We start from the raw sequence: 18,273 nt of genomic DNA, 5'->3' as shown, positions 1-18,273 counted from the left end.
TTTGATGTGCTGTGAAGACTTGGAACTGTGGATGGGCGCGCTGATCGAAGCGGGAGTTCTGGCTGATGGCGTGAAAACCGTGGCCTACTCCTACATCTGAAACGACCTGACCTTGCCAATCTACTGGCACGGCGCGATGGGCAAAGCAAAAGAAGACCTCGACCGAGCGGCGGGTGAAATGCGTAACCAGCTGGCACCGCTCAACGGCTCTGCTAACGTTGCCGTCCTGAAATCGGTAATCACACAGGCATCTTCTGCTATTCCGGTGATGCCGCTGTACATATCCATGGTGTTCAAGCTGATGAAAGAGCAGGGCATTCACGAAGGTTGCATCGAGCAGATCAACCGTCTGATGACCACCAGCCTGTACGGCAATAAAGTGGCGCTTGATGACAACCAGCGTATCCGTATGGATGACTGGGAACTGCGTGACGATATTCAGCAGGCGTGTCGTGACCTGTGGCCGCTGATCACCACCGAAAACCTGGCGCAAGAAACTGACTATGCAGGTTACAAGCAGGAATTCCTGAACCTGTTCGGTTTTGCCCTCGACGGTGTGGATTACGACGCGGACGTGAATACTGAAGTCGAATTCGACGTTATCACGCTGTAATCGACTGATAGCACTACAAAAAGGGTTCATGTAAAGCATGAACCCTTTTTTGATCGCCGACAACGCCCAGCGCTACTCGAAGCCAAAACCCTCCGCGAACAACACCTTCAGCCTGGCCATCGCCTCTTGCTCATCGCTGCCGCTACAGATGATCTCCAGCGATCCTTTACCTTTGATCCCGGCCCCCAGAATGCTCATGATGCTTCTCCCTTTGATGACCTTGCCGTCGTAGATCATCTCGATCCGCGACTGGTACTGCGCACAGGCTTTGGCCAGAACCCCTGCCGGACGCGCGTGAATGCCGTGCTGATTGCTGATTTTCACCACTTCTTTCAACATAATTGCGGTTCCTTACTTACAGCCCGTCGGCTGGGCTAATCGCCCGCACGAAGTTAAAATAACCCTGGATTAGCAGCTGCGCGACCATCGCGCCGGGATCGACAAACGTGCGCGACCGTTCGCCGTGAATCGCCGCGCGGCCATGCTTCGCCACCATGGTCGTCGTCTGCTGTACGCCCCGCTGCGCCTGCAACAGCGCATTCCTCGCGGCCGCCAGGGGATCATCCCCGGCGCGCAGCGCCACCAGCGCTGGCGCCATACCATCAAGAAAGGTTTTTTCTCCCGGCTGCGCTTTACCACGCTGCTGCACGCCGTCGTACCAGGCTTCGAACAACGCCCCCGCATCCGCCAGCGCCAGCGTCTCTCGCCCTTTAAACATTTTCCCTACCTGCATCAGCCCGGAAGCCATTAACGTACCCATGGTCGACGGCACCGCCGACGCCATGGCCTTACCCGCCTGGTAGAAAAATCGCCCCAGGTCGCGTTCCTCGCTAGCCTGTACATAGCGCTCCGCCGCCGCGAAACCGTCGCTCATGGTCAGCCCCAAATCGCCGTCACCGACTACGCTATCCAGCTCGGTCAGTACCGATTTGTTGGCCTCCATCACGCAGGCCCATTCGCTGAACAGCGCGCGCAGACTCTGTGTCTCTAACGTCATCGCCCCTCCTTAAGCCGAAAACTGACGGAACATCGGCGCATCTGCCCCGGCATTGAGCAGCGTTTTCAGCTCTTCGTCGACCGGCATCAGGCTAATGGACATGCCGGTCATCTCCATCGCCGTCGCGAATTCACCAATCCAGACGCGGAAAACGCGCATCTGGCTTTCCGCCAGGATCTGGTGCACGTGGCGATACATCAGATACAGCTCTTCCAGCGGCGTGGCACCAAGGCCGTTGATCAGCACGGCCACTTCGTCACCCTGCTGGCAGGGCGAGTCTGCCAGCAGCCAGGACATCATCTCTTCGGCGATGGATTCCGCGCTCAGCTGCGGGCCACGGCGGATGCCGCTTTCACCGTGAATGCCCATGCCAATCTCCATTTCGTTATCGCCGATCTGGAACCCCGGCTTGCCGATACGTGGAACGATACACGGTGATAGCGCTACGCCCAGCGTACGCACACGATCGCCCGCCTTCTGGGCGATGCGCTGGACAGTTTGCAGGTCATCCATTCTGGCCGCCGACGCCCCGGCGCATTTGTAGACGAAGAAGATACCCGCAACGCCACGCCGGGTCGTGGCCTCGCCAGCCCCCGGCGCAACGCCCGCCGAATCGTCAGCAGCCACCACCGTCGCGGTCCGGATATCACTCTCCATGTCGGCCATTTCCGCCGCCATATCAAAATTGAAAATATCGCCGTTGTAGTTACCGTACAGATAGAGCACGCCCGCACCGCTATCTACTGCCTGAGTGACGGCCAGAATTTGCTCCGGCGAGGGTGACTGAAACACATCGCCAATGGCGCAGCCGTCCAGCATGCCTTGCCCCACGTAGCCCAGAAACAGCGGCAGATGCCCGGAACCACCGCCGGTCACAATCCCCACCTTGCCCGGCACCGGGCGCGCGATTGCCAGGCAGTGCGGATCGTCATTCACAAAACGCAGGCGGTCGGGGTGCGCCAGATAAATGCCTTCCAGCATCTCCGGGATGAAATTCTCCGCCTGGTTGATAAACTTTTTCATGCGTTCTCTCCATGAATGTCCCGCCCGAATGGACGGGTGCCTGAATTAGCGGGCAAATTTGATTTGTGACGGGTAGGCCCAGCGCTGCAGCTCTTCCGGCGTGAAAGCATCGGGTTCCTTACCGCCGTTAATCACCAGCGCGTGGTAATAAATCTGCGCCATCTCCTCAAGGTAGGCGGACTTGAGCACCGCCTCATACGGGTCTTTATCCACGCCAATCGCACCGTGTTTTTCCATCAGAATGGCGTCAGCGCGTTGGATGGGTTCGATGACGCTGTTCGACAACGCTGGCGTGCCGGGGCGGCCATAAGGTGCTACGGGAATCACCCCATCTTTCAGATTGAGGATCGCGCATTCATACACCACCGCCGGGATCGGTTTATTCAGCACGGCAAACGAGGTGGCATAGAGGGAGTGAGTGTGAGAAATAGCAAACACGTCAGGGCGGGCCTTATAAATTTCGATATGCATCAGGCATTCGCTGGTTGGACGCAACCCGGCTTCGCTTTCAATCACGTTTGCTTCGACGTCCATCACCACGATATCGCGCGGGGTTAAATGCATTTTATCGATGGTCGTTGGGGTCACCAGAATAAGCCCGGTCTCTTTATCTCGTACGCTGGAATTACCCGCTTTATGTTTACACAGTCCCCATTGCTGAGCGGTTCTGGCCATTTCAACGACGTGTTTTTTCTGAATGTCTAACATAATGTTTATCCTGTATACGGTTATAGGGGCGAGCGATGTCGCGACAATCATTGCCGGGGAATAACGTTGCAGCACTTCGGCTGCAACGACGTTAAATTAATTATTAAGAGTGACGGACAAATTCGTTTATCAGCACATATTCATCCTGTGCCCGGCGAATAACATTACCGCCATCATAAAATTCGAGAAATTCATTTAATTGCGCCAGCGCTTTAAGATGTTTTTGTGGGTTATTGGTGGCCAGAACAATAATAATATCGGCCTGCATATAACCGGCAAAATCAATCTTAGAAGGTAAGCGTAATAGCGCCATCCCCGTATCCAACGCGCCATCATCAACACCCGCGTGAGCGATAATTACGCCATCAGCCAGCATGATATAGGGTTGTTCATCGGCGATTTTATTCAGCATGATTTGCAAATAGCGGGGTTCAATCACGCCGCGTTGCAGCAGGGACGCTGAAGCCTGAGTAATTGCCTGCTGCCAGCTGTCGGGCAGCGCAGTGACAAACTGAACGTGCTCGCGTTGCAGTAAATCCATCAGCGATGGTGCCGGGGGTTCAATGCTGTTCACCGCGCTGGCGGCACTGTTTTCATCATAGATATAGCTAGCGAGCGCCCGCTGTAACCCTTTGTGATCGATAATATTGCCGAAGCGCTCGAAGATAAGTAGCAGCTGTTCTATCTGAATAATATTCGGGTCCACGCCCTGCAGCGCGCTGATAACGTGGTTGCGGAACGCGCTTTTATGGATGCTGCCGATCGACGGATTAACCACAAACACCATCTTACTGGTGTTCAGGTGTGTGGTCGAGAAGACCACGTCGTAGTGCCCGGTATAGCGCTCAAACTCGCGGCGCGACATCACCTCGGTAAAGTGCAGCTCCGGGAAAAGCACCTGCAGCGTCAGGAACAGATAGGTAGAAATCGTGGCGCTATTCTCACACACGACCACTGCGGTTTTCTGCAGTTTAATCTGATGGATAACGCCTTCACGGGTCAGCCAGCCGCCAAAAAGTACCGTCAAAAATGCCATTTCTTCATCGGGAATTTCGCAGTGCAGTACCGTCTCAAACGGCACCGCCGCGCGACGCACCATCTCATGCAGATGGCTGAACTCCTTCACCACCAGGTCGTAAACGCTGCTGGTATTGGTCAGATGATAGCGAATGCGGTAATAGGCCGGCTTCCAGTGCTGATATATTTTTTCAATCAGCTCATTTTTCTCTTTGATGGTGACGCAGCTTATTTTTTCAAAGTTATCAACCACCGCCACGACGCTTTCGAGCAGCAGCGTGTCCAGGTGGAAATATTTATCAGCAATGCTTTGAATATTTGAACTTTGGATCAGCGCTGTCAGGAAAACCAGCTCATTTTCGCTGTTGATATTGATTTTACCGATCACGCTCTGCATCAGCGTAAATTCTCTACTTCCAATAATATCGGCATAGCTATTCGGAAGATTAACCAGACCTTTCCCCGAATCAATACGGTGCAGTACAAAGCAGATGAAATAAATAAGTTCCTGAAGCTGGCGGTCGGTAAACTGAATTTTAAAACGCTTTTCAATTTCGCTGAAAATATTACCGACTTTTTCCAGATAGTCGCTCATGACGTTGTTGTATTGCGCGATGATATTTTTCGCCACCGGGATCTCCAGCACCCGACGCAGGCAGTTCAACAGCAGATAGCGCTTTTCCAGCTCCTCGCCCAGAATATGGTAGCCGTTACCCCGGTCGTAGCTAATCTCCAGCCCGTGCTCGATGACGTCGGTGCGCACCTTTTTGAGATCGTTGATGATCGTGTTTTGGCTGACGCCTAGCGAAGACGAGAGGTGCAGTAATGACAACCGTTCGCTGCGGGTCAGCAGCATAAAGATAATCATCTGTCCGCGCTCTTCCTCCGAGTAGAGGTAGCGATGCTCCATTTCAGCGGTCTGGTTCTGACGAAAATGTTCAATCACGTGGCGCGGGATATGCAGTTTCCCGGTTTTCAGGCGGTTGATCCGGTCAAAATGGTTCGACTCCAGGTAGTCATTCACCTTTTTCAGCGTATAACTCAGCTGTTTGCGCGTCAGGCAAAACTGTTCTTCTAACTTCGTCCCCGTAATGCCGGGATCGTTCACAATGGCATCCAGCACTGCCACCACACGTTTATCCATAGCCATGCCGACCCTCCTGCAATGAAAAGCCTGGCGGCGACGCCAGCCGCCAGACGTGAACATTAAATCCAGAATTACGCCTGCGGAACGTTCTCCTGCTGCTCGGCCTGCCGCTGCGCCAGATTGCTTTCACGACGGAGCTCGCGGGAGTAGAAGAAGTAACCACAGCCCCACCAAAGCGCGAACACCAGCGGGATAAAGCTGCCTTCCAGGAATTTGAACAGGAAGGAGAAGGCATAGGTAAAGACGGGAGCATCAATCGAGCTGTTCGAAATCAGTTGCCCTGCCGGAATGGTGATCGCTTTAGTGGCCAGCCCGAGGTCGGTAATCATCGGCGCGAACTGCGTACCGACGAACAGGAAGAACGGCACGCCAATAATGCTCAGGATAACCATGCGCAGCGTGTTGCCGCGCGTCACCAGATAGGCTGGCACAATCAGCGCAATATTGATGATGCCGGCAAACGGCAGGATCTTATTTCCCGGCAGAATCAGCGCCCACAGCAGCGTAAACGGAATCGCGACAATAATCGCAAACCAGATCTCGCTGGCGCCGCCCATAAACGGCCAGTCGATGCCGACAAACAGCTTACGCCCGGAAAATCGCTTGTTCATGTAGTCGCTGATGGCCTCGGAGATAGGCGACAGCGCCTGCATAAAGAGCTTGGAAATCATCGGGAACAGCACCAGCGCCGTCGAGGCCTGCACGCCCAGCATCAGCGTTTTCGCGACGCTGTAGCCCGCAATGACCCCAAACAGAATCCCCAGAATAAAACCGATGATGTGGTTTTCGGCAAACACCCCAACTTTAGCCCGCAGCGCGCTGGCATCCATCGGTTTATTGCAGACCGGGATTTTGCGCAGCAGCAGATCGAACGGGTAATAGATGGCACCAAAGAAAACCATACGGTGCGTACAGGTCACCCCCGGAATCCCCGTGAGCTTCTCGATACGATGCTGGTGAATATCGCCGGCATTCAATTCCATAATGATCTGGAAAGCCGCCACAAGGAACGCCAGCACCAGACTCCAGACCGGGCCAAACAATGGGGTGGTGACGCTCACCACGATAAACGCGGTAAAGATTTTCCCCCACACGTTCCACAGGTCGGCGTTGAAGGTATTGGTCTTATTTAGCATCAACATCACAATGTTTACGCCAACCTGAAGCGGGAACATCGCGAACGCATATGGCCAGGCCCAGGAGATATTCGCCATCGTCGTCCAGCCACCGTCAACGATGCTGAGCTCAAGGCCGGTACGGTTCATCATGGTCTGCGCGGCAATCCCGATGGCATCGACCATAAAGCCGATCAGCATACTCATCCCCACGAAGGCAACGCCCAGGGTAATGGCCGCCGATGCCGCATCGCGGAATTTCATCCGCACCACCAGCCCGGCTAATAACATAATAAAGGGCACAAAAACCGGCGCGCCTAAATTCAGAATGTAATTTATGACTACACCAAGAAAGTCCATAGCACTTCTCCACTAAAATAATTATACGGATTAAAGAGCTACACCTTATTTACAGGCATCAATGACCTTTTGTAATTCCTGCTCCATCCCCATGCCGGTCAGAAAGGCAATCCCGTTAATTACTGGGATAGGATATTGCTTATCAACTTTGGTGATGGCGATATAAGCCGCGCTATCTTTTATATGACTATCAAGCGATTTCAGGTCGATCACTTCAACTTTGATGTGCGACTGGTTACGTTCATTCAATAAACGGGCCACTTTACTGGCAACGGTTTGTGAGGTCGCAACGCCGCTTCCACAGGCAACTATGACTTTTTTCATTTTATAAATCCTTATCTAATTGCAGTCTTGATGTGAGGGTACAGAGAAAGGTATCTACATCGTCTATTTCACGTAGGGTCTGGACGACCTGTTCATCAGCAAGGCAGTCCATGAGCTTTTGCAGCGCCGTCAGATGGCTGCTATGGTCAATAAAACCAAGAAGAACAATAAATTGAACGTAGAGCGTGTTATCGTCATTGCCCATTTCCTGCCAGGCGATAGGCTGTGAAAGCCTCGTCACGGAGATAAAGGGGCGGATGATATGCTGGGGATCGGTATGCGGTAGCGCGATGGCGACCGGCAGCGTGGGTAAACCCGTTGGATAAGCCTTTTCTCTAGCAAGAATCGCGTCAAGAAAAGAGTCCCCGACGTAGCCTTGCTCTTTCAGCAGTAAAAATATCGAAGAAAAATAGTCCGTGGAATTATTATATTGTTTATCCAGAAATGTGAGCTGAGGCGTGAAATATTCACATCCATGCGCACTCTCATTCGGGGCATCAATTATATCCATTCTCATCCGAATATCCTCTCTAACCGCTAAGAATTAACTAGAGACAATGTTAATTCAGGAGTCGAAAGTGAGCGACAAATATTGCCCCCAAAAGATGTGCGCCGGCTGGCGCAACGCGGTGAGCGTTTTATTATGAATTAGGTCACATTTTTATGATTGCAGTTTGTTGACAGAAAAATAATTTGGCAGGTCACGATAAATAAAACGAAAAAAGGAGAGCGGGAGATAACCCTGGCAGGTTATCTCCCATTAAGCTGCCGTTAGCCCGCGAGGAAGAAGCGGAACGCCGGGTTATGGGTCTCGTCGTGGCACTCATACCCCAATTCGTTGAGCCGGGTTTCAAAGTCCGGTTCATTCTCGCCCAGCTCAAACGCCGCCAGCACGCGACCGTAGTCGGTACCGTGGCTACGGTAGTGGAACAGTGAGATGTTCCAGTGCGTCCCCAGAGTGTAGAGGAACTTCAGCAGCGCGCCCGGCGATTCCGGGAACTCAAAGCTGTAGAGACGCTCTTGCAACGGCTTAGACGGGCGGCCGCCGACCATATAGCGCACGTGCAGCTTGGCCATTTCATCATCAGAAAGATCCACCACGCTGTAGCCGCCATCGTTAAGCAGATTAAGGATTTCCTTACGCTCTTCAAGGCCACGGCTCAGGCGCACGCCCACGAAGATGCAGGCGTCTTTGGCGTCGGCAAAGCGGTAGTTGAACTCAGTCACCGAACGCCCACCCAGCAGCTGGCAGAACTTCAGGAAGCTGCCCTTCTCTTCCGGGATCGTCACCGCCAGCAGCGCTTCACGCTGCTCCCCCAGCTCGCAGCGTTCGGAAACGTAGCGCAGGCCGTGGAAGTTAACGTTGGCACCGGAAAGAATGTGCGCCAGACGCTCGCCGCGAATGTTGTGCTGGGCGATGTATTTCTTCATCCCCGCCAGCGCCAGCGCCCCGGAAGGCTCAGCCACCGCGCGGACGTCTTCGAACAGGTCTTTCATCGCCGCGCAGATCGCGTCGCTATCGACGGTAATAATGTCGTCGAGGTATTCCTGACACAGGCGGAAGGTTTCATCGCCGATGCGTTTGACCGCCACGCCCTCAGCAAAGAGACCGACGCGCGGCAGATCCACCGGATGGCCAGCATCCAGTGCCGCTTTCAGGCAGGCTGAATCTTCCGCTTCCACGGCGATCACTTTGATCTGCGGCATCAGCTGTTTAATCAGTACCGCCACGCCCGCCGCCAGACCGCCGCCGCCCACCGGCACAAACACGCGGTCGAGATGAGCGTCCTGCTGGATCAGCTCCAGCGCAAGCGTACCTTGTCCGGCAATGACCATCGGATGATCGAACGGCGGCACCCAGGTGAAGCCTTGCTGCTGCGCCAGTTCAATCGCTTTGGCTTTGGCCTCATCAAAGTTCGCGCCGTGCAGCAGCACTTCACCGCCGAAGCCGCGAACCGCATCCACTTTGATGTCGGCGGTCGCGGTTGGCATCACAATCAGCGCCTTCACGCCTAACCGCGCAGAGGAGAACGCCACGCCCTGGGCATGATTACCGGCCGATGCGGTAATAACGCCATGCGCTTTTTGCTCTTCGGTCAGCCCCGCCATCATGGCGTAGGCCCCACGCAGCTTAAAGCTATGGACGGGCTGACGGTCTTCGCGCTTCACCAGAATGACGTTGTCGAGGCGCGAAGAGATTTTCTCCATTTTCTGTAGCGGCGTGACCTGCGCCGCTTCGTAAACCGGCGCGCGTAGCACCGCTCTGAGATACTCGGCACCCTCAGGGGTGCCGGACAGGGGCTGTGAATCCGCCATGGTGATTACCCCCCCAGTTTCGATTTATCGCGCACCGCGCCTTTGTCGGCGCTGGTTGCCAGGCTGGCATAAGCGCGAAGGGCAAAGGAGACCTGACGCTCACGATTTTTCGGCGTCCACGCCTGGTCGCCGCGTGCTTCCTGCGCTTCACGACGGGCGGCGATCTCCGCCTCGCTCAGCTGCAGTTGAATACCGCGATTCGGGATGTCGATAGCGATCATGTCGCCATCTTCGATGATCGCGATGTTACCGCCGCTCGCCGCTTCCGGGGAAACGTGGCCGATAGACAGGCCGGAGGTGCCGCCGGAGAAGCGACCGTCGGTGATCAGCGCACAGGCTTTACCCAGGCCCATCGATTTCAGGAAGGTGGTTGGGTAGAGCATTTCCTGCATGCCCGGCCCGCCTTTCGGCCCTTCGTAGCGAATCACTACCACGTCGCCTTCGACCACTTTACCGCCAAGGATCGCTTCAACCGCCTCGTCCTGGCTTTCGTAGACTTTCGCCGGGCCGGTAAATTTGAGGATGCTGTCGTCGACGCCTGCGGTTTTTACGATACAGCCATTTTCCGCGAAGTTGCCGTACAGCACCGCCAGGCCGCCGTCTTTGCTGTAGGCATGCTCCAGCGAGCGGATACAGCCTTCGGCGCGATCGTCATCCAGCGTATCCCAGCGGCAGTCCTGCGAGAACGCCTGGGTGGTGCGGATGCCTGCCGGCCCGGCGCGGAACATTTTTTTAACCGCGTCATCCTGGGTGACGGTGATGTCGTACTGCTCCAGCGTCTGCGGCAGGGAGAGACCGAGGACGTTTTTCACGTTGCGGTTCAACAGCCCGGCGCGATCCAGCTCACCGAGAATGCCTAATACGCCGCCGGCGCGGTGCACGTCTTCCATATGGTATTTCTGGGTGCTTGGCGCCACTTTACACAGCTGCGGCACCTTGCGGGACAGCTTGTCGATATCACTCATGGTGAAGTCGATTTCCGCTTCCTGCGCCGCCGCCAGCAGGTGCAGAACGGTATTGGTGGAACCGCCCATGGCGATATCCAGCGTCATGGCGTTCTCAAAGGCTTCTTTACAGGCGATGTTACGCGGCAGCGCGGAGGTATCATCCTGCTCGTAATAACGTTTGGTCAGCTCAACGATGCGCTGGCCGGCGGTCAGGAACAGCTCCTTACGGTCGGCGTGGGTCGCCAGCAGCGAGCCGTTGCCCGGCTGCGACAGGCCCAGCGCTTCGGTCAGACAGTTCATTGAGTTGGCGGTGAACATCCCGGAGCAGGAGCCGCAGGTTGGGCAAGCGGAACGTTCAACCTGCTCGCTCTGCGAGTCGGAGACTTTCGGGTCCGCGCCCTGAATCATCGCGTCAACCAGGTCGAGCTTGATGATCTTGTCAGAGAGTTTGGTTTTCCCGGCTTCCATCGGGCCACCGGAAACGAAGATCACCGGGATGTTCAGGCGCAGCGAGGCCATTAACATCCCGGGGGTGATTTTGTCGCAGTTGGAGATGCAGACCATCGCGTCGGCACAGTGGGCGTTAACCATGTACTCAACGGAGTCGGCGATCAGCTCGCGGGACGGCAGTGAATAAAGCATGCCTCCGTGGCCCATGGCGATACCGTCATCCACCGCGATGGTGTTGAACTCTTTGGCCACGCCGCCGGCGGCTTCGATCTGTTCGGCAACCAGTTTACCGAGGTCGCGCAGATGGACGTGGCCCGGCACGAACTGGGTAAACGAGTTCACGACGGCGATAATCGGCTTACCGAAGTCGGCATCGGTCATCCCGGTGGCGCGCCACAGTGCGCGGGCGCCCGCCATATTGCGGCCGTGGGTGGTGGTGGCGGAACGATATTTAGGCATGCTTTAGTACTCCCAGTCTCTGTCTCGTTAATGAGGCGGTGCGTGCCGCCTCATTCTTTATCTTATTGATTAACCTGATCCAACCAGCCCCATTTATCTTCGGTTTCACCGGTGAAGAGGCCAAAGAATGCTTGCTGGATACGTTTGGTGACCGGGCCGCAGCGGCCTTCGCCCACCTGGATACCGTCGACGCTGCGCACCGGGGTTATTTCCGCGGCGGTACCGGACATGAAGACTTCGTCGGCCAGGTAGAGCGATTCGCGGGACAGCACCTGCTCGCGGACTTCCAGACCGAGGTCTTTCGCCAGCTTGATGATCGCGTCACGGGTGATGCCCGGCAGCGCAGAAGAGGTAAACGGCGGGGTGAACAGCACGCCATCTTTCACTTCAAACAGGTTTTCACCCGCACCTTCGGAGATGTAGCCATTCACGTCCAGCGCAATCCCTTCCTGATAGCCATGGCGGCGCGCTTCGCTACCGACCAGCAGTGAGGAGAGGTAGTTACCGCCCGCTTTCGCGGCGGTTGGAATGGTGTTCGGCGCTGCGCGGTTCCAGGAAGAAACCATCGCATCGATCCCCTGATCCAGCGCTTCTGCGCCCAGATAAGCTCCCCACGGGAACGCCGCGATGATCACGTCGGTGCTGTAGCCGTCCGGCGGGTTAACGCCCATGCCGACATCACCCACGAATACCAGCGGACGGATATAGGCGCTGGTCAGGTTGTTTTTGCGCAGCACGGCGCGGCAGGCTTCCATCAGCTCATCCACGCTCTGAGAGACCGGGAAACGATAGATTTTGGCGGAATCACGCAGGCGCTGCATATGCTCGCGGTGGCGGAAAACAACCGGGCCTTTGTGAGAGTCGTAGCAACGGATACCTTCAAATACGGAGGTGCCGTAGTGCAGCGCGTGGGACATGACGTGCACTTTGGCCTCTTCCCAACGTACCATCTCACCGTTGAACCAGATGTAATCCGCTTTTTTCGTCGTCATTTCTCTTCCTATTGCGCTCAGGCGCGAATTTGTTGTTGTGATGTGTTTGTACACTGCTGAACGGCAACCGAGGCCACGTCCACCAGTTTATTTAATTGGCTAAACAGTAAGTCGACTGGCCGCAGGCTGGCAACGGTCAATTCGATATTTATATTCTGCGCGTCGCCGGCGGTCTCCATATTCATCGAGCAAATCTGAAAACCGCGATGGCGTACCACACGTAAGACGCGTTCTAAGGTTTCCGGGTTGAAGCGGGCCTGCACGTTGACCTGATGTTGCATCATGATAATTTCTCCAGCATTTGCGAGTTACTGGCGCCAGGCGGCACCAGGGGCCAGACATTCTCAAGTTCGTCGATTGAGACATGAAGCAGGTACGGGCCTTCGCTTGCCAGCATGGTGTCGAGTGCCGCTTCAACCTGGTCTTTACGGGTGATGTGCTGACCAGGGATGCCGAAGGCGCTGGCCAGCATGAGGAAATCGGGGTTATCGGTGAGGGTGGTTTCGCTATAACGTTCCTGGAAGAACAGCTGCTGCCATTGTCGAACCATCCCTAAACGCTGGTTGTCGAGTAACACGATCTTCAGCGGTAACTGCTTGCGCTTCACGGTGCCCAGCTCTTGCACATTCATCATGAAAGAACCGTCACCGGAGATACAGATAACCGTATCGTTCGGCCGCGCCACCTGTGCGCCTACGGCAGCAGGCAGGCCAAAGCCCATGGTGCCCAAGCCGCTGGAGGTGATGAAGTTCTCCGGGCGAGTGTAGGTCATATGCTGCGCTGACCACATCTGATGCTGGCCAACGTCGGTAGTCACCACGCTGTCGGCGGGTTTGCGGTCGGAGAGCTGTTTGAGCAGCAGCGGCGCGTAGATCGCCTCGCCCGGATGGTCGTAGCGCCAGGCGTGTTCGGCGGCCATTCCTGCCACCTGATGGCGCCACCCGTCAACGGCCAGCGGCTGCTGCAACGCGGGTAGCAGCGCATTCAGGTCGCCCTGCAACGCAACGTGCGTCTGGCGCAGCTTGTTCATTTCCGCCGGGTCGATATCCAGATGGATAACCTTTGCGTGCGGCGCGAAGGTGTTCAGCTTACCGGTGACGCGGTCGTCGAAGCGCGCGCCGACGGCGATCAGCAGGTCGCACTCCTGTACGGCCAGGTTAGCGGCTTTGGTACCGTGCATCCCCAGCATGCCGAGATAGAACGGGTAGTCTGCCGGCACCGCGCCCAGCCCTTTCAAAGTACAGGTCGCAGGCATTTGCGTGACGGACATAAACTGGCGCAGCGCTGGAACCGCCTGCGCCATGCCGACACCGCCGCCCACGTACAGCATCGGTTTATGCGCCTGCGCCAGCATCTGCTGGGCCTGGGCCATTTCGGCGTGCGGGAAAGTATCGTCATTTTCAACGGTGGAGAAGGACGGATCCAGATCGCCCTGTGCAACCTGCACGTCCTTCGGAATATCGACCAGAACCGGGCCTGGACGGCCTGAGTTTGCCACCTGGAACGCTTCCGCCATCACGCGCGGCAGCTCTTCCAGCGACTGCACCAGAAAACTGTGTTTGGTACAGGCCAGCGACAAACCGAGAACGTCCACTTCCTGAAAAGCATCGGTACCGATTAACGGCGCGGCGACCTGACCGGTGATGGCAACCACCGGAACAGAGTCGAGCAACGCATCGGCCAGGCCAGTGATCAGGTTAGTAGCGCCCGGGCCGGACGTGGCGATGCAAACGCCGGTTTTCCCGGTGGCACGCGCGTAGCCGATGGCCGCCATGGCGGCGCCCTGTTCGTGTCGACACAGCAGGTGCTCTACGCCGCCGTCATACAGCGCGTCGTAAACCGGCATGATGGCTCCACCTGGATAGCCGAATACCGTTTCAACACCCTGCGCTCGCAACGCATGTACCACCCACTGTGCGCCATTCATAGTTAGTTCCCCGCCGTAGATCGTGAGAAACAGAATTTTATGCTGCGTGTCATCATCTGCCTCCCGTTATAGTTTTCAGGCCATAAAAAAACCCCCGGACCTTTCGGTGCGGGGGTCTTAGTTCGTTAAGGCTTGATTTCTAAGCCTTTCCTCGTCCAAGTGCAGCCCCGCACGGTGGGATAATAATCACCACCACGCTAATCACGACCAGGCTAATCACTCGTAGAAGGGCTGTCATTTTCGTCTGTTCTTGCATCTTGTTCGAAGGAATACCTACAGAGTTACCACAGACATCACAAAAAGCACAAGTTTTTTTTATGACGCAGATGATTACCAGGCTAACGATCTTATTAAAACAATTTGTTTTATATAGAAAATTTATGAAATGAAAATATTTCACCTTTTGACTCTGGCGACGGGCATGGCGCAAACATCATTCACCGCTCTGGCTGCTTTATGCGAGAGCGCTTCCAGAAGAAATGAAATGCGCTGAAAGTTAGCGAAAAGTCAGGAAGATGCCGCGTAAATACGCCAATCATTGGGTTCATGCCACGATAGCATGACGCATAATACCGCCATCCAGGGAGGAATTATGTCGCTATCCGTCGTCTATACGCGTGCCGCGCTGGGAGTCAGCGCCCCGCTCATTACTATCGAAGTACATATCAGCCAGGGGCTGCCGGGTCTGGTGATGGTGGGGCTACCGGAAACCACCGTCAAAGAAGCCCGTGACCGGGTGCGTAGCGCCATCATCAACAGCGGGTATACCTTTCCGGCAAAGAAGATCACTATCAACCTGGCCCCCGCCGATCTCCCTAAGGAAGGCGGGCGATATGATTTACCTATCGCTATTGCGCTCCTGGCGGCTTCTGAGCAGCTTAACAGCCAAAAACTGGGGCAGTATGAGTTCGTGGGTGAATTAGCGCTCACAGGCGCGCTACGCGGCATTCCTGGGGCGCTATCGGCGGCAATGGAGGCGATCCATGCCGGTCGGCAGATTGTGCTATCGGAAGAGGATGCGCCGCTGGTCGGCCTGCTGGGCGGGAGCGACTGTCTGATCGCCGGCCATCTGCTTGAAGTGTGTGCCTTTCTGGAAGGAAAACAGGAGCTACGCCTGCCGCCGCCGGAGAGCATACCCGCCACGGCGGTGTGTGAAGATTTAAGCGATGTGATTGGCCAGCAGCAGGGAAAACGGGCGTTAGAGATCACGGCGTCGGGTGGCCATAATCTGCTGCTCATTGGCCCGCCGGGTACGGGTAAAACCATGCTTGCGACCCGCATGCGCGGCTTGCTGCCACCGCTTAGCGATCGCGAAGCGCTGGAGAGCGCGGCCATTATTAGTCTGGAGAATACCTACTGTGCGCAAAGCGAATGGCGACGCCGCCCTTTTCGTGCGCCTCACCATAGCGCTTCTCTGACGGCCATGGTCGGCGGCGGGTCCATTCCGGCACCGGGAGAGATCTCTCTCGCCCATAACGGCATCCTGTTTCTCGATGAGCTACCCGAGTTTGAACGTCGGGTGCTGGATGCACTACGGGAGCCGATTGAGTCGGGCAAGATTCACATCTCACGCACGCGGGCGAAAATTACCTATCCCGCACGCTTCCAGCTGATTGCCGCTATGAACCCGAGCCCGACCGGGCACTACGAAGGGCAGCATAACCGCTGTACGCCAGAGCAAACGCTGCGCTATCTCAATCGGCTATCCGGACCGTTTCTGGATCGCTTTGACCTGTCGCTAGAAATACCGCTTCCGCCGCCGGGTCTGCTTAGCCAGCCAGCTCATTCGGGGGAAAACAGTCAGACGGTCCAGCAGCGGGTTATTACGGCGCAGCAGCGTCAGTACGCACGACAGGGAATGCTTAATGCGCACATGGGCAGCCGCGACATTCGGCAGCACTGCTCTCTGGAAGAAACGGATGCGCTATGGCTCGAACAGACCTTAACGCGGCTGGGGCTGTCGATTCGCGCCTGGCAGCGCCTGTTAAAGGTGTCGCGTACGCTGGCGGATATGGAGGGTGTGGAGGATATTGCAAAGCGTCATTTGCAGGAGGCACTTAGCTATCGCGGTATCGACAGAATGCTTGTCCATCTACAAACCTTACTACAATAAAAAAGGGGCCTGAGCCCCTTTTTTATTAATCGTCGCTATCGGTGTAGTCTTCAGCGCCTTCCACCTGCGGTTTACCACCAGACAGGGTGTGGAAACGCTTTGGACGCTTGATGCGCGTGACATACTTAGTCCATACGCGTTCAGCATCCGTCGCTGGCTCACGCTCACCGCGGCATACCGCGACAAACAGCTGTTCCTCTTCGGTCGCCGGCTCGCGTTTGCCAAGATCGAGTTCGTTAAAGGCAAAGCCATAACGTTCAAGCAGCTGCGCCTCTTTGATGGTGAAATCACCATGACGAGAGAACCCGCGTGGATAATTTTTATTATCGAAAAAACGATTAGTCGTCGTAAAGCTTTCCGCCATCCTACACGCTCCTAATTCTTTGGCCGAGCTATTTATGGCGCGGAGTATTAGATACGCTTGACAGAGTGTAAAACAAAAGATTTAAATCATTACGACAAAAAATTTTGCGGAGAAAGCTGTGGATACCGAATTGCTGAAAACTTTCCTCGAAGTGAGCAGAACTCGCCACTTCGGGCGAGCTGCAGAAGCGCTCTATCTGACACAATCTGCGGTGAGCTTTCGAATCCGTCAGTTAGAAAATCAGCTTGGGGTCAATCTGTTCACCCGCCATCGTAATAACATCCGCTTGACCGCTGCGGGAGAAAAACTGCTCCCCTACGCGGAAACGCTGATGAATACGTGGCAGGCGGCGCGTAAAGAAGTGGCAAGTACCTCACGGCACAATGAATTTTCGATAGGCGCAAGCGCTTCGCTGTGGGAATGCATGCTCAACGAGTGGTTGGCGCGGCTCTATCAGGCCGATAATTCGCTGCAGTTTGAGGCACGAATCGCTCAGCGTCAGTCACTGGTTAAGCAACTGCACGAGCGCCAGCTCGATCTCTTACTCACCACCGAAGCCCCCAAGATGGATGAATTCAGCAGCCAGCTGCTGGGGCATTTTGCGCTTGAGCTGTACTGTGCTTCGCCGGAAACCACCAAAGCCGATCTGAACTACCTGCGTCTGGAGTGGGGGGCTGATTTTCAGCAACATGAAGTGGGGCTTATTACCGCTGACGATATCCCTCTGTTGACGACCAGTTCCGCCAGCTTAGCCCGTCTTCAGCTGGCACCGTTGAAAGGGTGTACCTGGCTGCCTGTTTCATGGGCACAGGAGCAGAATGGGCTTTATCCCGTTACTGATGGCACCGCCATTTTGCGGCCTTTATACGCAATCTGGCTGCAAAATAGCGACAAACAGGCGCAAATTCGCGACATATTGAAAAACAATGTTTTTTGATTTTTGTGAAGTTTTCTGGCCCGCAGAACAGCGTTGGGCCTTTTCAGGAAGGTAAATTTCAGGCAAAAAAAATCCTTCGCCGAAGCAAAGGATTATATATGGCAGGGGCGGAGAGACTCGAACTCGCGACACCCGGTTTTGGAGACCGGTGCTCTACCAACTGAGCTACGCCCCTAAAGCTTTCTTACCACTAAGCCTGCTATTTCAGCAGGCTTAATGATTAAATAAGTGGCGGAACGGACGGGACTCGAACCCGCGACCCCCTGCGTGACAGGCAGGTATTCTAACCGACTGAACTACCGCTCCACCGAATTTCTTTGTCACTACCCGGATTATTCATCCCGGTTTACTGCAATTTGATGCCTGGCAGTTCCCTACTCTCGCATGGGGAGACCCCACACTACCATCGGCGCTACGGCGTTTCACTTCTGAGTTCGGCATGGGGTCAGGTGGGACCACCGCGC

The 18,273-nt window shown here is 55.5% G+C and carries 17 protein-coding genes, 2 tRNA genes, 1 rRNA gene and 1 pseudogene; 3 read left to right on the top strand and 18 right to left on the bottom strand.

Going from position 1 to position 18,273, the window contains the following annotated elements:
• A pseudogene (locus tag ACK5JN_RS24145) lies at nt 1-613 on the top strand (bifunctional NADH-specific enoyl-ACP reductase/trans-2-enoyl-CoA reductase); the annotation flags it as partial.
• Nucleotides 614-685: 72 nt separating this feature from the next.
• Here the strand turns inward: ACK5JN_RS24145 and ACK5JN_RS24140 are convergent.
• From ACK5JN_RS24140 to ilvL, 14 genes are all read right to left on the bottom strand, one after another.
• Entirely contained in the window at nt 686-952 is a 267-nt protein-coding gene (locus ACK5JN_RS24140; RefSeq protein ID WP_416872459.1) for an HPr family phosphocarrier protein, read from the bottom strand.
• A 16-nt stretch (nt 953-968) separates the two neighbouring features.
• A complete protein-coding gene (locus ACK5JN_RS24135) occupies nt 969-1,610 on the bottom strand; it encodes a DAK2 domain-containing protein (protein WP_416872458.1) in 642 nt (213 codons plus the stop codon).
• Nucleotides 1,611-1,619: 9 nt separating this feature from the next.
• Nucleotides 1,620-2,633, bottom strand: coding sequence for a dihydroxyacetone kinase subunit DhaK (locus ACK5JN_RS24130; RefSeq protein WP_416872457.1), 1,014 nt, complete (start codon nt 2,631-2,633; stop codon nt 1,620-1,622).
• 45 nt (nt 2,634-2,678) lie between these two features.
• Entirely contained in the window at nt 2,679-3,341 is a 663-nt protein-coding gene (locus ACK5JN_RS24125) for a class II aldolase/adducin family protein (protein WP_416872456.1), read from the bottom strand.
• 103 nt (nt 3,342-3,444) lie between these two features.
• The gene (locus ACK5JN_RS24120; protein ID WP_416872455.1) at nt 3,445-5,508 is read right to left on the bottom strand and encodes a BglG family transcription antiterminator; all 2,064 of its coding nucleotides are present in this window, start codon (nt 5,506-5,508) and stop codon (nt 3,445-3,447) included.
• Between the two features lie 68 nt (nt 5,509-5,576).
• Entirely contained in the window at nt 5,577-6,980 is a 1,404-nt protein-coding gene (locus ACK5JN_RS24115; protein WP_416872454.1) for a PTS galactitol transporter subunit IIC, read from the bottom strand.
• 45 nt (nt 6,981-7,025) lie between these two features.
• Nucleotides 7,026-7,304, bottom strand: a complete 279-nt coding sequence (locus ACK5JN_RS24110) for a PTS sugar transporter subunit IIB (protein ID WP_416872453.1) — start codon at nt 7,302-7,304, stop codon at nt 7,026-7,028.
• Between the two features lies 1 nt (nt 7,305).
• Nucleotides 7,306-7,815, bottom strand: a complete 510-nt coding sequence (locus tag ACK5JN_RS24105; protein WP_416872452.1) for a PTS sugar transporter subunit IIA — start codon at nt 7,813-7,815, stop codon at nt 7,306-7,308.
• Between the two features lie 260 nt (nt 7,816-8,075).
• The gene (gene ilvA / locus ACK5JN_RS24100; RefSeq protein WP_416872451.1) at nt 8,076-9,620 is read right to left on the bottom strand and encodes a threonine ammonia-lyase, biosynthetic; all 1,545 of its coding nucleotides are present in this window, start codon (nt 9,618-9,620) and stop codon (nt 8,076-8,078) included.
• 5 nt (nt 9,621-9,625) lie between these two features.
• Nucleotides 9,626-11,476, bottom strand: coding sequence for a dihydroxy-acid dehydratase (ilvD, locus tag ACK5JN_RS24095; protein WP_416872450.1), 1,851 nt, complete (start codon nt 11,474-11,476; stop codon nt 9,626-9,628).
• A gap of 62 nt (nt 11,477-11,538) precedes the next feature.
• Nucleotides 11,539-12,468 carry a branched-chain amino acid transaminase gene (locus ACK5JN_RS24090; protein WP_163448141.1) on the bottom strand — a complete coding sequence of 310 codons (930 nt, stop codon included), beginning with the start codon at nt 12,466-12,468 and terminating at the stop codon, nt 11,539-11,541.
• A gap of 17 nt (nt 12,469-12,485) precedes the next feature.
• Nucleotides 12,486-12,752: an acetolactate synthase 2 small subunit gene (ilvM, locus tag ACK5JN_RS24085; protein WP_416872449.1), complete on the bottom strand. Its 267-nt coding sequence runs from the start codon at nt 12,750-12,752 to the stop codon at nt 12,486-12,488.
• Nucleotides 12,749-14,395, bottom strand: a complete 1,647-nt coding sequence (gene ilvG / locus ACK5JN_RS24080) for an acetolactate synthase 2 catalytic subunit (RefSeq protein WP_416872448.1) — start codon at nt 14,393-14,395, stop codon at nt 12,749-12,751. Before ilvG ends, ilvM begins: the two co-directional genes overlap by 4 nt.
• Before the next feature lie 139 nt (nt 14,396-14,534).
• Complete coding sequence (gene ilvL, locus ACK5JN_RS24075) at nt 14,535-14,633, bottom strand: ilv operon leader peptide (protein WP_001311244.1); 99 nt, start codon at nt 14,631-14,633, stop codon at nt 14,535-14,537.
• 354 nt (nt 14,634-14,987) lie between these two features.
• Here ilvL and ACK5JN_RS24070 point away from each other — a divergent pair, with 354 nt between their 5' ends.
• Nucleotides 14,988-16,508 carry a YifB family Mg chelatase-like AAA ATPase gene (locus ACK5JN_RS24070; protein ID WP_416872447.1) on the top strand — a complete coding sequence of 507 codons (1,521 nt, stop codon included), beginning with the start codon at nt 14,988-14,990 and terminating at the stop codon, nt 16,506-16,508.
• 25 nt (nt 16,509-16,533) lie between these two features.
• Here the strand turns inward: ACK5JN_RS24070 and ACK5JN_RS24065 are convergent, their stop codons facing one another.
• Entirely contained in the window at nt 16,534-16,872 is a 339-nt protein-coding gene (locus ACK5JN_RS24065; RefSeq protein ID WP_416872446.1) for a DUF413 domain-containing protein, read from the bottom strand.
• An 88-nt stretch (nt 16,873-16,960) separates the two neighbouring features.
• Here ACK5JN_RS24065 and hdfR point away from each other — a divergent pair, with 88 nt between their 5' ends.
• Nucleotides 16,961-17,809 (top strand): HTH-type transcriptional regulator HdfR, encoded by an 849-nt coding sequence (gene hdfR, locus ACK5JN_RS24060; protein ID WP_416872460.1) that lies wholly within the window; start codon nt 16,961-16,963, stop codon nt 17,807-17,809.
• Between the two features lie 99 nt (nt 17,810-17,908).
• Here hdfR and ACK5JN_RS24055 read toward each other — a convergent pair.
• From ACK5JN_RS24055 to rrf, 3 genes are all read right to left on the bottom strand, one after another.
• Nucleotides 17,909-17,984 (bottom strand) — tRNA-Trp (locus tag ACK5JN_RS24055).
• A 54-nt stretch (nt 17,985-18,038) separates the two neighbouring features.
• A tRNA-Asp gene (locus ACK5JN_RS24050) sits at nt 18,039-18,115 on the bottom strand.
• Between the two features lie 55 nt (nt 18,116-18,170).
• Nucleotides 18,171-18,273: ribosomal RNA gene (rrf, locus tag ACK5JN_RS24045) — 5S ribosomal RNA — on the bottom strand; the annotation flags it as partial.

Source organism: Kluyvera sp. (genome assembly GCF_047971185.1).
Taxonomy (GTDB): domain Bacteria; phylum Pseudomonadota; class Gammaproteobacteria; order Enterobacterales; family Enterobacteriaceae; genus Kluyvera.
This window is presented reverse-complemented; position numbering and strand designations above follow the sequence as displayed.

What these genes read in the sequence shown, in the direction of transcription:
- ACK5JN_RS24140 (WP_416872459.1), bottom strand. Translation starts at nt 952, where the DNA reads ATGTTGAAAGAAGTGGTGAAAATCAGCAATCAGCACGGCATTCACGCG.
- ACK5JN_RS24135 (WP_416872458.1), bottom strand. Translation starts at nt 1,610, where the DNA reads ATGACGTTAGAGACACAGAGTCTGCGCGCGCTGTTCAGCGAATGGGCC.
- ACK5JN_RS24130 (WP_416872457.1), bottom strand. Translation starts at nt 2,633, where the DNA reads ATGAAAAAGTTTATCAACCAGGCGGAGAATTTCATCCCGGAGATGCTG.
- ACK5JN_RS24125 (WP_416872456.1), bottom strand. Translation starts at nt 3,341, where the DNA reads ATGTTAGACATTCAGAAAAAACACGTCGTTGAAATGGCCAGAACCGCT.
- ACK5JN_RS24120 (WP_416872455.1), bottom strand. Translation starts at nt 5,508, where the DNA reads ATGGCTATGGATAAACGTGTGGTGGCAGTGCTGGATGCCATTGTGAAC.
- ACK5JN_RS24115 (WP_416872454.1), bottom strand. Translation starts at nt 6,980, where the DNA reads ATGGACTTTCTTGGTGTAGTCATAAATTACATTCTGAATTTAGGCGCG.
- ACK5JN_RS24110 (WP_416872453.1), bottom strand. Translation starts at nt 7,304, where the DNA reads ATGAAAAAAGTCATAGTTGCCTGTGGAAGCGGCGTTGCGACCTCACAA.
- ACK5JN_RS24105 (WP_416872452.1), bottom strand. Translation starts at nt 7,815, where the DNA reads ATGGATATAATTGATGCCCCGAATGAGAGTGCGCATGGATGTGAATAT.
- ilvA (WP_416872451.1), bottom strand. Translation starts at nt 9,620, where the DNA reads ATGGCGGATTCACAGCCCCTGTCCGGCACCCCTGAGGGTGCCGAGTAT.
- ilvD (WP_416872450.1), bottom strand. Translation starts at nt 11,476, where the DNA reads ATGCCTAAATATCGTTCCGCCACCACCACCCACGGCCGCAATATGGCG.
- ACK5JN_RS24090 (WP_163448141.1), bottom strand. Translation starts at nt 12,468, where the DNA reads ATGACGACGAAAAAAGCGGATTACATCTGGTTCAACGGTGAGATGGTA.
- ilvM (WP_416872449.1), bottom strand. Translation starts at nt 12,752, where the DNA reads ATGATGCAACATCAGGTCAACGTGCAGGCCCGCTTCAACCCGGAAACC.
- ilvG (WP_416872448.1), bottom strand. Translation starts at nt 14,395, where the DNA reads ATGAATGGCGCACAGTGGGTGGTACATGCGTTGCGAGCGCAGGGTGTT.
- ilvL (WP_001311244.1), bottom strand. Translation starts at nt 14,633, where the DNA reads ATGACAGCCCTTCTACGAGTGATTAGCCTGGTCGTGATTAGCGTGGTG.
- ACK5JN_RS24070 (WP_416872447.1), top strand. Translation starts at nt 14,988, where the DNA reads ATGTCGCTATCCGTCGTCTATACGCGTGCCGCGCTGGGAGTCAGCGCC.
- ACK5JN_RS24065 (WP_416872446.1), bottom strand. Translation starts at nt 16,872, where the DNA reads ATGGCGGAAAGCTTTACGACGACTAATCGTTTTTTCGATAATAAAAAT.